At 43.8% G+C, this 13,973-nt stretch carries 11 protein-coding genes and 1 pseudogene; 6 read left to right on the forward strand and 6 right to left on the reverse strand.

Going from position 1 to position 13,973, the window contains the following annotated elements; genetic code table 11:
• The first annotated feature begins 34 nt into the window (after positions 1-34).
• The gene (locus MiSe_RS18240) at positions 35-1,249 is read left to right on the forward strand and encodes a macrolide family glycosyltransferase (protein ID WP_226583107.1); all 1,215 of its coding nucleotides are present in this window, start codon (positions 35-37) and stop codon (positions 1,247-1,249) included.
• A 154-nt stretch (positions 1,250-1,403) separates the two neighbouring features.
• A complete protein-coding gene (locus MiSe_RS18245; protein WP_226583110.1) occupies positions 1,404-2,645 on the forward strand; it encodes a macrolide family glycosyltransferase in 1,242 nt (413 codons plus the stop codon).
• A gap of 586 nt (positions 2,646-3,231) precedes the next feature.
• Here MiSe_RS18245 and gntT read toward each other — a convergent pair.
• The 5 genes and pseudogenes from gntT to MiSe_RS18265 form a co-directional block, all read right to left on the reverse strand.
• Positions 3,232-4,635, reverse strand: coding sequence for a guanitoxin biosynthesis MATE family efflux transporter GntT (gntT, locus tag MiSe_RS18250; RefSeq protein WP_226583113.1), 1,404 nt, complete (start codon positions 4,633-4,635; stop codon positions 3,232-3,234).
• Positions 4,636-4,895: 260 nt separating this feature from the next.
• Positions 4,896-5,064, reverse strand: a pseudogene (locus MiSe_RS52745) (IS4 family transposase); the annotation flags it as partial.
• 1,643 nt (positions 5,065-6,707) lie between these two features.
• Positions 6,708-6,929: a DUF167 domain-containing protein gene (locus MiSe_RS18255; RefSeq protein WP_226583115.1), complete on the reverse strand. Its 222-nt coding sequence runs from the start codon at positions 6,927-6,929 to the stop codon at positions 6,708-6,710.
• The gene (locus MiSe_RS18260; protein ID WP_226583118.1) at positions 6,907-7,323 is read right to left on the reverse strand and encodes a ribosomal maturation YjgA family protein; all 417 of its coding nucleotides are present in this window, start codon (positions 7,321-7,323) and stop codon (positions 6,907-6,909) included. Before MiSe_RS18260 ends, MiSe_RS18255 begins: the two co-directional genes overlap by 23 nt.
• Before the next feature lie 92 nt (positions 7,324-7,415).
• Entirely contained in the window at positions 7,416-7,937 is a 522-nt protein-coding gene (locus tag MiSe_RS18265) for a DUF2231 domain-containing protein (RefSeq protein ID WP_226583121.1), read from the reverse strand.
• Positions 7,938-8,309: 372 nt separating this feature from the next.
• Here MiSe_RS18265 and MiSe_RS18270 point away from each other — a divergent pair, with 372 nt between their 5' ends.
• The 4 genes from MiSe_RS18270 to MiSe_RS18285 all read left to right on the forward strand — a co-directional run bounded on the left by MiSe_RS18270 (position 8,310) and on the right by MiSe_RS18285 (position 12,457).
• Complete coding sequence (locus MiSe_RS18270; protein WP_226583124.1) at positions 8,310-9,341, forward strand: hemerythrin domain-containing protein; 1,032 nt, start codon at positions 8,310-8,312, stop codon at positions 9,339-9,341.
• Between the two features lie 352 nt (positions 9,342-9,693).
• Positions 9,694-10,737, forward strand: a complete 1,044-nt coding sequence (locus MiSe_RS18275; protein WP_226583127.1) for a hemerythrin domain-containing protein — start codon at positions 9,694-9,696, stop codon at positions 10,735-10,737.
• A 243-nt stretch (positions 10,738-10,980) separates the two neighbouring features.
• Complete coding sequence (locus tag MiSe_RS18280; protein WP_226583130.1) at positions 10,981-11,427, forward strand: hemerythrin domain-containing protein; 447 nt, start codon at positions 10,981-10,983, stop codon at positions 11,425-11,427.
• A 196-nt stretch (positions 11,428-11,623) separates the two neighbouring features.
• A complete protein-coding gene (locus tag MiSe_RS18285) occupies positions 11,624-12,457 on the forward strand; it encodes a pentapeptide repeat-containing protein (RefSeq protein ID WP_226583133.1) in 834 nt (277 codons plus the stop codon).
• A 310-nt stretch (positions 12,458-12,767) separates the two neighbouring features.
• Here MiSe_RS18285 and MiSe_RS18290 read toward each other — a convergent pair whose 3' ends face one another.
• Positions 12,768-13,628, reverse strand: a complete 861-nt coding sequence (locus MiSe_RS18290; RefSeq protein WP_226583136.1) for an SDR family oxidoreductase — start codon at positions 13,626-13,628, stop codon at positions 12,768-12,770.
• Between the last annotated feature and the right edge of the window lie 345 nt (positions 13,629-13,973).

The following is a 13,973-nucleotide window of genomic DNA, read 5'->3' on the forward strand; positions in this document are numbered from 1 at the left end:
AGCCATATTGGTTTCTTCTCACTTTATCAGTACAATGTCGAACATCGTTTATTTCAACCTACGTGCCCACTCAACTGTTAATTCCACTCTCGGAATAGTGCAGGAGTTAGTGCGGCGGGGAGAACAGGTAGATTACTATTGTTATGAGGAATTCCGCAATAAAATCGAGTCTGTAGGTGCCCAATTCCATCAGCTTCCTGCCAATCCAGATTTGTGGTTGGACGAAACCGCAACGCCGCAATCTGCCTCAATGGAAACGAGTTTGGAAGCAATCCCGATTCTATTGGAACATTTCCAACGCGATCGCCCAAAGCTACTTATCTTTAATTCAGCCTGCTTATGGGGATGCCTTCTTGGTGAGTTGCTGAAGCTTCCCACAGTTGCTACTCACATCCATCACCTTGTACCACGTCGATTTATTCCACCGCTTCCAGTACTTTTAGCACCAAACTGCATCAGAAGATTTTCTGAAAACCCAAAAATTGTTGACAAACACAGAAGCCTTTGGACTCTGTTGAAGCAAAAATATCAGTTTGAGCGCGTGAACAAAAACGATTTGTTCAAGCTAATGCGCTATATGCTCTTCTTCCACGGCGATCTGAATATTGTCTTCACATCTGAAATTTTCCAGATCGAGCGAGAAAACTTTGACTCCAGTTACATCTTCACTGGTCCGTGTTACAGCAAAAGCTCGCTTGAACCGGAGTCTTGCTGGGCGAAAATTGAAGGAAAGTCGGTGATTTATATTTCACTTGGAACAGTATTCAATCAGAATATTCCCTTCTTTAAGAAATGCCTGCAAGCGTTTGGCAATAGTCATCATATTGTGGTAATGACTGTTGGCAATTCTGTGGATATTAATTTGCTTGGAGAGATTCCACCTAACTTTATTGTCAAAAATTTTGTGCCGCAACTAGAAGTTATTAAGTACGCTAGTGTCTTTATTTATCATGGTGGTATGCAGAGTACTTTGGACGCGCTAACTCACCAAGTTCCGCTAGTTTTATTTCCTCAATATTCAGAGCAGTATTTGACAGCCCATAGATTAGAGGAGTTGGGTGTGGGGATATGGGTTAAACAGCAAAACATTGAGTCGCAGAAATTGCGCGAATTGGTGGAAAAGGTAATGCAGGATTCGTTCATTCGTTGCAATGTGGAGCGATTGGGCAAATCCTTGGTAGAAGCAGGCGGCACTCAAAGGGCTGTTGACAAAATTCTAGAATTCAAACAGCAATTTCGCAGATTTTAAATAAAGGATAAAGTAATGAAAGAAATAAATGTTGTACAAAAAAATTATTATGAAGTTGCTGACCGATATGATGAATGCTATGGGGTCAATGATTAAATCGCAACCAAGCTTTTGAAATGTTTTCTTCCTTTAAATAAAGCAAGGATAAAATAAAGTGTCAAATATAGTTTTCTTTAACTTTCAGGCTTACGGACATATTAATCCTAGTCTAGGAATAGCACAGGAACTGGTTCAACGTGGAGAAAAAGTAGACTATTATTGCACTGAAGAATTCCGGTATCTAATTGAAAAAGCCGGTGTACAATTTCAAGTGCTACCGTCTACTGTAGATCTATTTAGTTCAGCATCAGGCAAATCTTATTTGATAGAAACTAGCCTAGAAGTGTTGCCGATTTTGTTAAAACAATTCCGACAGACTCCGCCAAAGGTGCTAATTTTTGATGCAACGTGCCTCTGGGGATATCTTCTTGGTAAATTGCTAAAGCTTCCCACTGTGTCAACTCATGCCTCGGCGATCCTACCACCTAGTTTTTCTCCGCTAATTTCACCGGAGCTGTTGCTAGCCTTCCTACCGCCTCATATTTTCCCAGTGTTACCGTGTTTCTTTCCAGATTCCAACTTCTACACACCTCTAGAAAAACTGCGACTAGTCCATAAACACAGAATCCTTTGGGCGCAATTTAGACAACAATACCAAGTAGAAGGATTAAAAATTAACGAGCTGTTCCACTCACGGGGCGATCTAAATATTGTCTTCACCTCAGAAGCCATCCAATTTAAGCGCGAATTGTTTGATACTAGTTACATTTTTGTCGGTCGGTGCTATACTAACAGCCTCCTTGATCCTGACTTTTCTTTAGCAGATATTAAGGGGAAGTCGGTTATTTATATTTCGTTAGGAACGATTTTTACTGACAACATTCCCTTCTATAAAAAGTGCCTACTAGCGTTCGGTTATAGTAACCATCTGGTAGTAATGAAAGTGGGAAAGTCTGTGGATATTAATTTGCTAGGAGAGATTCCGCCTAACTTTATTGTCAGAAATGATGTGCCACCATTAGAAGTCCTCAAATACGCCAGCGTCTTCATCTCTCATGCTAGTATGACTAGCACTATGGAAGCACTAGAACACCGGGTGCCACTCGTTCTATTTCCCCAAGCTACAGATCAGTACTTAGTAGCCAGTCGGATAGAGGAATTGGGTGCGGGAGTATGGGTTAAACAGCAAAACATTCAGCCGCATAAATTGCGCGAATTGGTGGAAAAGGTAATGCAGGATTCGTCCATTCGTCGCAATGTGGAGCGATTAGGCAAATCCTTGGTAGAAGCAGGCGGCACTCAAAGGGCAGTTGACAAAATTCTAGAATTAAAACAACGAGCCAGCACACCTAAATAGCGCGGGATGCCTCGTAGCAAAGAAGAAACATCGCTTAACAGTAGATTCAGAAGCCATTGCTTCAGGGGGCGACAACTGTGCTGAATCCCTTATTTATCAAGGTTTTGGCTCTCTTAAATCTCGAAGACATTTGAGCTTATTGACAGGCTTATTGACAATAGCTCGGTCGGGTGAGCATCTCATATCAAATCCTGTTGCATCGGAATGATCGGCCTTTCTTGGTAATTGCTAATTGCTAATTGCTAATTGCTAATTGCCCCTACAGGTCGTAATTCCGATGCCTAAGGAAACGATATCAAAGCTATTTCTACGGTTGTTGCTACTAATTCTGGTCTGCTCACCCGACCAAATTTTATTGAGGGGTTGGAAACTAAAACCATTTCCTTATCTATATTTGGGGGCGCTTGTCGCCCCCTGAACGATTGTTGTCACCCCGTCAGGTATCTGTATCAGGACTTACGCACGACTAGACCAGAAACCCGGTTTCTTTGTCAATCTCGAGCTGACAAACCAACGATTTTTCGGATCGCCCTTAGTTTCTTGGCGTAAGTCCCGTGTATGTCGATGAAAATACGCTTGTACTAGATTAAATTTTCGTCTCAGTAATAACCGATTGTGACAGTGCTGGTTGCGTCATCTCGGTTTTAAATGTCCTGGGCAGCTGTACTCCAAACAGCACCAGTCGAACTCCTAAGAACAAAGACAAAGCTAACCACAAGATGTGGTTATCGTTACTATGAAAAGAAAAAGAAGCAACATCTGCAGGTAGAAATCCCACGGCAAACGAAGCTAAGCTAATATTGCGGAGGGTATGCCCTTCTGCTAAACCCAAGAAGTATCCATCTAGCATGAAAGCAACTGAACTAAATCCTAGGACGGGTAGTAACCAAAAAACATAAAGATTAATGTGTTCGGTGACTTCGGTGTGGTTGGTTAATAGCCGAAATACAGTTTGAGGAAATAGCACACAAACACCAGCCAAAGCAATCCCCACTACCAGACTGGTTCCCACAGAAATCCTAACTAGAGCTACTAGCTGCTCGGAAGCTCCTTTGCCTTTAAAGTTTCCACTCAGGGTTTCCGTGCCAAATCCCAGTCCTTCAGTAAAATAACTACTGAACAAAAATACCTGTAAGAGTAAGGCATTTTCAGCATAAGTAATTGTCCCCTGGCTTGCACTCTCGTAGTTGAAGATTAAGATAGCTAAGAGAAAAATAAAATTGCTGACAAAAATGTTTCCATTTAGGGTGAAACTGGAGATTATAGCTGAGGTGTCCCAAATTTTTCCAGCTATGGCTCGTAAATCTTGCCACTTGACTTCTACGCAGAAAACAATCAATCCCACCAACAGAGCTAGATACTGGCTGGTAGTATAGGACACTCCAGCCCCCATACTTTCCCAGCCCCACCGGATAATTAATAAGTAGTCGAGTGCGATATTGGCAACATTACCAACGACGGACAACAGCACAACCAAGCCATTTTTTTCCCGTCCTAGAAACCAACCAATCAGCACAAAGTTGAGCAAAACGGCAGGTGCTCCCCAAATTTGGGCGTTGAAGTAGGTAATTGCTGAAGCTTTGACCTCTGGGGTGGCACTGAGCAGGGCAAACCCCAGTTCTTGCAAAGGGTGCTGCAAGCTTACAATGGCAACACCAAGCGCCAGAGCAATTAAGCTATTACGCAGTCCTACCAGTAGTATTGCCTCCTGGTCATCTCGTCCCACCGCTTGAGCAGTCAGTCCAGTGGTACTCATCCGCAAAGAAATTAACAGCAGGAAGACTAAGCTAGTCAGGTTTCCTGCTAGCGCCACCCCCGCTAGGTGATCGAGCTCTGACAGATGACCCAAAAAAGCCACGTTGAGCGTATTCGCCAGAGGTACCATGATGTTGGAGAGGACATTGGCTAGAGCCATTTGGAAGAAGCGAGGCACGAGGTGATTTTGGCTTGAGATTGTCTGATCTATCGATTGACTTGCGTTGTTTTCCATACAAATCTTTAAGCAAAGATGGCTATTATTTATACTAACCTCAGCTCGATATAAAAAACCTATAATGTCTGCAAAAATGACTCCAAAATACAACAAAATGTAGTCGAGCGCGGCTGGCGGAGACTGCCTGACGGGGTGACAACCCCGTCAAAACATTTGTAAAATCAAGGACATAGCCCTCAAACCTCTATGAAAGAATGGCAGTTTGTTGCGTCTTATTCTGATTAAATCGACTATAATTTATTGACAAAATTCCATTTCAAATACCCAAGATTGACCGTATAATCCAATCCAAAAACTACTGTGTCGGCGCTGCGAACGCTTGAATTCGGTTAGCCGACCAACATATTTTTGAATTCCCATGTGCTTGATTCTCTGGCCTGGGAGAATAGCACAAGTGTAAGCTAGAGAAATCAGGAGAATTATAGCGGATTGCAGCCGTATGAGGTACGGCTGAGTTTGTGTAGCGGCAGCATTAAGGGTGCCGCTACACAAACTCAGCCTTAAGGCTGTACTTCACTCGCTTGCAATCTGCTGTAAGTTTTTTAACCGCTCATTATTAGCGTGACTCTTCTCTAAATTATAACCACCTGTCTGACAATATTTGAACATGGCTTCTATCCCACTGCACTTGGAGCAGCAATTGCTGGGGCATATCTCCCTAAGTTAGTCAGAAGATAAGCTGCGGGAGCATTTAAATCCAATAAACGGGCGGGCAAGATGCCCACCCCACAAGAAGAAGGTAAAATTTGGCTCTCAAATTAGGTGCCCAGCAGCTTACCAACCATCATCCTCGACCTTACCCGATATTTACGTCGCCAATAACCCGCCACGTTAAACTCGCCAAATCCTGCAGGACTTACGCAACTGGCATATTTTTTCGCTCCGGGTGCGTGACGCTGCTTCAATATTTGAACGGAGCAATGAGACTTGTAACGTCACGCACCAACCACCGATTGTGACACGCAGCTTTAGTTCTGTCCTGGTTGTTTAGTGACTTTAACAACCGTGAATAAAAAGCTAGTTCCAGGCAGCAATCCTAACTCTGATAGGCGAGTGTATTCTGAAGATTATTGTTGAATATAATGCTCTTTTTTGACTCTAATTACAAACTTTAATTGCCGCTCATAGAGCTATTTTTTTGGCGTAATTAGAGATTTATGATCGGCCTGGTTACTACTTCCTCTTTTATTCAACAGTTGCCAGTATAATGGAATAGCTCGCTTGTGCCAAATCAAACTAATTAACGCAAGTTGCTAGTTATCAGCTTTGGCGGCAAAGAAACAAAGGCGATCTGAAAAATCGTCGGTTTGACAGCGAGAAATCGACGCATCACCTTTGTTTCTGACTCAGGTAATTGGTAATTGGATTAATTGGTGCTGGAATCGTGACAATTACCCATTACCCATTACCCATTACCAGGGTTCTTGGATATAACTAGCAACTTACGTTAATTACAAAAACATTTTTGTCTCGCCATTGAGTGCGAGCAATAGTTAGTTTAAGCGGTTGAGGAGCGTGAAAATTTTGTCTTGATAATTTCTTGAACCAGAGGAAACCACAGAGTTTCTATTTCAAGGCAAGATAATTTGAGAAACCAATGCAGCGCTACGACGACGGCTCTCAAACTGAATTGGGTAAGGCATTAAGGTCGCCCCAAGGTGATGCCTTTTGTTAAAGGACTAAAGCTGCGTGTCACAATTGGTGGTTGGTGCGTGACGCTACAAGTCTCATTGCTACGTTCAAATATTCTCGCAGCGTCACGCACCCGGAGCGAAAAAATATGCCAGTCACAATTGGTGGTTGGTGCGTGACGCTACAAGTCTCATTGCTACGTTCAAATATTCTCGCAGCGTCACGCACCCGGAGCGAAAAAATATGCCAGTTGCGTAAGTCCTAAGATATATCAAAACTTTTAGAGTCAGATATTCGGTGTTTTTGGCTCTTTCGGAATTGGTATGCCAATGTTCATCACGAACATTTTTACTCTTCTTCTCCCCCATCCCCTTTGCTCCCCCATCCCCTTTGCTCGCGAAAGCATACTAAAAATGGAAGATCCCGGAATGTGGGTTCTAAGTATCGATTTCAACCAGTTTAGTTTTTGACGCTAAACCTGACTTAATGCTGATTTTTGATTTTGATACGTTAAACCTTTCTGCCAACAGTGCAATTAACTCTTGATTCGCCTTACCATCCACTGGCGGCGACTTTAAATGTACCGTAAGGCTACCATCGGGTTGTTCTTCGATACTTTGACGTTTTGAATTCGGTTTAACCTTGACTTGCTTTTTCATAGCTTATCTGCCAAATTTGCCGCAACCACAACCAACCCAAAAAGCTGCCTATAACATAGGCAATAAAATCCCAAGCGTCAAATTGAATACCCAAAATTAGTTTTCCCAATAAGTTAGAGCGCAGCAGTTCTAAAAACGGCGGATGCCAAAGTTGCAAAACTTCGAGGATGCAGGTGACGATGAAAACCCAAATCGGAATTTGTTGCACCGCCTTGCGAGTGGGAATCAGCCAAAAGAATAACAAACACCAGCAAGTTTCGTAGGGAATGCTGCTGACATAATTATTAACCAAAAACTGAGCAGGCCCAGTGTAAAACTTAGTCAGCAAGCCGAGTAGGAACGAGACTAACAGCGAGAGGATGGTTAAGTTGCGAATAGTTATTTTTTGGAACAAGATTTTAGTTAAACCAAAGGAAAACACCTGTCCGAGTATAGCTTATTGCTCGGACAGGTGAAATTATCAATGTCGAGGAGAACGCTGAACTGTTAAGGCTCGTGAGGATTGCCGTAGCCAATTACGGCAATTTTATGGCGATATACAAGTTCGCCGCCGTACCAACCCGAAGCACCGAGAAGGGTGGCGACAATGATAGAAAGTATTATCCCTGTGGGCAAAATTGCTCCGGTGACGTTACCCCAACGCAAGATTAAGTTGATCAGCGTTAGTGCCATTGCAGTTACGTTAAGAAACAGATGCGCCCACCCAGCGGTGCGCTTGCGGACTCGTTCGATTTTCAGGAAGTCGATTAACCCGGTGAGGGCGGCGGCGATGCTGGTTACAAACCCAGCTAATACCAGCCAAAAAGAGGCTCGCGCCCAAAACGCATCTTGCGTGAACCAGTAGACGATATCGGTTAACGGTAGCGCGACTAGAAAACCGATTGGTAGGGTGACAATCGCCGGATGGAGGGGGTGTCCGGCGATCGCTACTGTACTCGGTATACCCGTGTCGCGATATTCTCTTTCGTCACTTTCTATAACGGGCGGGATATCTGGAGTTCGCGTCATATTTTTCTATCTTGGTAATGGGTAATGGCTAATAGCTAATCGGTCGAGGGGGATACCTAAGCCTAAAGGCAAGAATTTACTAAGGAAATGGCAAGCTTTTGATTTACTTTAAAATATAGTTTTTTATCTCGTATCTGTCTTACGGTGGAAGCACTAACCAAACATTCTCTATCTCTAAGTAGATTGCCTCTTTAATCTGCTTGGCTGTAAATTTTACAATTGCCCCTTTTTGGCAATTTTTTAGTCGGAATAAACGTTAATTAATTTTAGGATAATTCAGTCAAAAGAGAGATGAAGTCGATTAAGAAGCCATGACATTATCTTGATAGTGCTTGTTGCATTATTTAAGAAGAACAAAAGGAGAACCAAGTCATGGTATCGACTCTTGACGACACCAAGCGTCTAGCGATCGCAGGTGCTTTAGAAGATATGAAAGCGATCCAAAACCTGATAATTGAAAACGAGCAAACCCTGCTCGGTCAATGCGCGGATCAAGAAATTTGCGCTCGCCTGCGCGATATGCACCGCGATGACCAAAAAAACATGGGCGTTCTCGATACGGTGATTGTGCAATACGGTGTCAAGGGACAGCCAAAACAAACGGTTTTAGAAATGGTTGAAAAAACTCGCAAATTGATGTCAGGTTCGGAACTGACTCTATGTGAGAAATTCGCTCAGCACGAACTGCTCAAACACGGTCAAGTCATGAAAGGCTTGTTAGTCCACAAAGCAGCTCAAGTCGTTGGCGCTGACATCGAAGCCGCAATTACTCCGTTAAATACGCTCAATTTTGAAAACCGCGCTCACCAAGAGCAACTCAAGGGAATTCTGGAAATTTTGGGCGTTCGCGAATTGACGGGTAAAGACCCAGATCAAGGCATTTGGGCAAGAGTGCAAGATGCGATCGCAGCCTTCACAGGCGTCGCCGGTAGCGTCGTTACTCGTACCGATACCGAAATGAGCATCCGCGATCTCATCCGCATGGATCACACCAAGGTAAATACCCTGTTCGGCGAGATCCAATCAACTGACGATCCTCAAAAGATTCAAGAATTCTTCGGTCAAATTTACAAAGACTTGAGCGCTCACTCTGAAGCTGAAGAGCAAATCGTTTATCCGGCAGTGCGTCCTTATTACGAAGATACCCAAGAGCTGTATCAAGAGCAAGCCGAAATGAAGCAGATGCTGGAGCAAATTAAGACTCTTAGCCCCTCTTCTTCCAACTTCAAAGACCATGTTAAACAGCTAATGGATGCTGTGATGCACCACGTCCGTCAAGAAGAGAACGAAATGTTCCCGAAGATTCGCGACAACTTCAGCGACGAACAGCAAAAGCAAATGGCTACGGAATTCAAGACAGTTAAATCCCAGTTCATGGAAAAGATGGCAGCTTCGATGAAGTAGTCATCTGACTTATAAAAAACCGGGTTTTTTGGTTGGAAGAAACCCGGTTTTTTATGTAAGCATAGGGCGGGATCCAATCCCCACCCCACAATAATTTCAGCTCTCTTGTGGGGTGGGATCCAATCCCCACCCCACAATAATTTCAGCTCTCTTGTGGGGTGGGCGTCCCGCCCGCCCCGTGTTCAGTTTATTTATATTCACCTACTTAATGTCAATTCATACTTACATTGCGAAAGTTGAGAAGTGTTGTCAATACATAAGAAGGATTTTACGTCAAGAGAAAGATGTATTGACTTGAAAGATTGTGTGAAAATCAACTCAGAAAGCTTAAAAAAGGCAAGGAACAAAAGATATGGTACAAACTATTGACGACACCAAGCGCATGGCGATCGCAATGGAATTAGCAGACATGAAAGAAGTGCAAAACCTGCTAATTACCAACGAAGAAAAACTGATTTCTGCCATCGGCGATGAAGAAATTCGCAAGCGCTTCGAGCATATGCTGGAAGACGATCGCAAGAACATGGGCGTTTTAGAAACAGTCATGGTTCAATACGGCGTCAAAGCAGAACCCCGCGATACGATTAACAAGATGGTAGAGAAGCTTCAGCAAATGATGGAAGGGTCCGAATTGACGCTTTACCAAAAGGCATTTCAGCACGAATTGCTGAAGCACCAACAGGTAATGACCGGATTGTTAATTCACAAAGTAGCTCAAGTTGTGGGTGCCGATGTTGCAGTTGCGATCGCACCTTTAAATACGATCAACTTTGAAAACCGCGCGCACCAAGAACAACTCAAAGGAATACTCGAAATTTTGGGCGTTCGCGAACTAACTGGCAAAGATCCGGATCAAGGATTGTGGGGACGAGTACAAGATGCGATCGCAGCTTTATCAGGGGTGTTTGGCAGTGCCGTTACCCAAACTTCTGATAAGCAGGATATGGACATCCGCGATCTGATCCGACTCGACCACAACAAGACCAACACCATTTTCACCGAAATCGGCGCGACTGACGATCCGCAAAAGATCCAAGAATATTTTGGGCAGCTTTATAAGGATCTCACTGTCCATGCGATCGCAGAAGAACAAGTCGTCTACCCCAAAGTTCGCGGTTTCTACGGCGACGACAACACTCAAGAATTGTACGACGAGCAAGCCCAAATGAAGCAGATGCTCGACGAAATCAAATCGATGAGTCCTTCTGCGCCTGAATTCAAAGACAAAGTCAAGCAATTGATCGACGTAGTTGGCGATCACATCCGTCAAGAAGAAAGCACTATGTTCGCGGCAATTGGTAACAACTTGAGCGCAGAGGAACGCGAGCAACTGTCTACCGAATTCAAAGCAGCTAAGAGCAAGATTCAAGAAGAAATGGCATCTGCCATGAAGTAGAATCTTGCCAATCAAAATTGAGTCGTCAAAGCGGGTTTTATTGATGGGTGTCTCTACCAAGTACCTGGTTATAGAGTCTTGCAACCGTATGAGGTACACCTGAGTTTGTGTAGCGGCAGCGTTAACGCTGCCGCTACACAAACGAGAGCCCAAAGGCTGTACCTCACTGACTTGCAATCTGCTGTAAACAGCTAAACCCGCTTTTCTCTAATTCGAGTCCCAGTATCTCAATGGTGCAACAAAATGGACGTTTTTGAATTAATCAAAGCCGAGCATCGCAAAGCTGAAGAACTTTTCTCAGCGATTGAAAGTGCAGATGACCCTACCCAACGCTACGATTACTTTCAGCAAATCTACCAAGAACTCAACTTACACGCTCAAACAGAAGAGTTAGTCCTCTACCCAGCCATGCGCGAATACGAAGAAACCAATCAATTCGTTGAAGCAGCTGAAGAGGAGCATGTCAAAGCCAAAGAACTGCTAGAGGAAATTAAATCTCTCGACCCCGACTCCTCGCAGTTTAAATCCAAAATTAAGAAACTGAAAGAAGCTGTTGAGCATCACGTGCAAGAAGAAGAAAACTCACTGCTACCTACAGTCAGTGAGTGCATGAAGAAAAAAGAATTGCAGCAACTTGCCCAAGAGTTCCAGCAAACAAAAACCAAGCTTCAGGAAGACATCGCTGCCTAATCAGAAACCCGGTTTCTTTAAGAAACCGGGTTTCTTTAGCGCGAGAGAATATTTATTTCAATTAATTAAAGAAATTTCTAGACTCATAAACTACTTGACTTGCTCCTAACAATCCCATAAAATAAGCGGCATTTGTCTGATTTAAGGGTTAACTGTTAAAACAGAGTTATCCTTAGAACAAGATCAAGAAAACTATATGAATTCTGATGAACTCTTGAGCCTGTATGAAGCTGGAGAGAGAGAATTTTATCTATCCGACCTGAGTGGAGTCACCTTAAGCGAGGTGAATCTGAGCGGCATAGATTTGAGTCAGGCTAACTTAGAGAAGGCGATTTTAAGGCGAAGCAATTTAGCAAGGGCGATTTTGAGCCAAGCATTTCTGGGTGAAGCCGATTTGAGCGAAGCCGACTTGCGTAAAGCGGATTTAAGCGGAGCCGATTTACTTGGCACTGACTTAAGCGGAGCCAATCTGAGTTTAGCTGACTTGACTGCTGCCGATCTCAGGGGTGCCAATTTGAGTTTTGCTGACTTGATAGGGACTGACTTAATTGGCGCAGAACTGAGCCAAGCCAACTTGTATTTTGCTGACTTGCGCGGAGCCTATTTGAATGGAGCAAACCTAAATCAAACAAACCTAAGCGGCAGTCAATTATTTGAAGCCGACCTGAGCGAGGCGAATATTTGCGAGGCTAATTTTCAAAAAATTATTTATAACGAAAACACTAAATTTCCTGAAGGTTTCGATCTAACCCAGTTTGAAGCTTATTTTATTGGCCCGGAAATATCGCTGCCAGAAACAGATTTGAGTGGCTTTCAGCTTTCTGGAGTCAACCTGATCGGGGCAAATTTATTTCGTTCTAACCTAACTCAAGCTAATTTAATGTGGGCTAATTTAAGCGGCGCTAATTTAAGTGAAACTAATTTAACTGGGGCTAATTTAACTGGGGCTGATTTAAGCGGGGCTAATTTAACTGGGGCTGATTTAACCGGGGCTATTATGCCGGATGGCTCGCTCTATGAAGGTAAATAACGCAAGTTGCTAGTTATAAACAAGGGCGTTGCTAATGGCTAATAGCTAATTGCTAATCTAGGATTTTTACTCACATTAGCCATTAGCCATTAGCCATTCGCTTCTATTCATGAGAATGAGATAACTAGCAACTTGAGTTAAATAAATTTATGGCTGTAGGGGCACGGCATGTTAATAACTTCTGGGAGAAACCACCAGAATTTTAAATGCCGTGCCCCGAATCACAACCGGCGAGCAAATTAATAACTTCTGGCAGAAACCACAAGACTTTTAAATGCCGTGCCTTTACTCACAACCTTCGATCAAACTTTTAAGCGTTGACAACTTCGCCGCCGTTGGGATGTAAAATTTGACCTGACATATAAGAAGAGTCATCTGAGGCCAAAAATACATAGCTAGGCGCAACTTCTACGGGTTGTCCGGCGCGTCCCATTGGCACTTGAGCGCCAAAACTTTCAACTTTATCTTCTGGGAAAGTGGAGGGAATTAAAGGTGTCCAAATCGGACCGGGTGCGACGCCGTTGACGCGAATGTTCTTTTCTGCCAAAGATTGGGAAAGCGATCGCGTAAATGCAACTATTGCTCCTTTAGTGGAAGAATAATCCAACAGTTGCTGATTTCCCTTATAAGCTGTTACCGAAGTCGTGTTAATAATGGCACTCCCTTCTTTTAAGTGTTTGAGTGCGGCTTTGGTGAGGAAGAACATGGCGAAAATGTTGGTGCGGAAAGTACGCTCCAACTGTTCGGCACTGATATCTTCGATACTTTGTTGGGGATGCTGTTCGGCGGCGTTATTGATCAGAATATCGAGTTTACCGAATTCTTGAACCGTCTTTTGTACCGCTTCTTGGCAGAACTTTTCGTCGCCGATGTCACCTGGGATGCACAGACACTTGCGTCCGTATTGTTCGACGATTTGTTTGGTTTTTTCGGCATCCTCGTGTTCGTTTAGATACACGATCGCTACATCAGCGCCTTCTTTAGCGTAGGCGATCGCCACCGCACGACCGATGCCGCTATCGCCGCCAGTAATCAACGCAACTTGATCGCGTAACTTATTGCAACCTTTATATTTCGGGTCGTCTACAATCGGTTGCGGCGTCATTTCGGCTTCGATACCCGGTTGACGATCCTGGTGTTGCGGTGGCTGTAGTCTTTCATTAGTTTGCATAAAATTCTCCTAGGGAATGCACGCGCTTTCGCGATCGCCTTGGAGCAAATGCATCCAAGGTTTAAGCACCGATGGTGACCCTAATCGGTGCATTCTATTGGCACGCTCAATCTACATCCACAGGCTAACAACCGCTCAAATTCACTTTATCGCTCTGGGGGTAGAAACCGCCCAAGCAACAGCTCGACCCTTAGTTGTATGAGATTTTGGGAACTATATTGACAGAACAAAGCGCGCAAGCCCCGTGTCTTTAGACCGGGGTTCCGCGTGAGACTTTAGTCTCGCGAATGCTTTTTGGGCGAAGGGTCAGGAAGTTTTGCTATCAAACTGCGGATCAGTTCAGAT

Origin of the sequence: Microseira wollei NIES-4236 (assembly GCF_020521235.1) — a bacterium.
GTDB lineage: Bacteria > Cyanobacteriota > Cyanobacteriia > Cyanobacteriales > Aerosakkonemataceae > Microseira > Microseira wollei.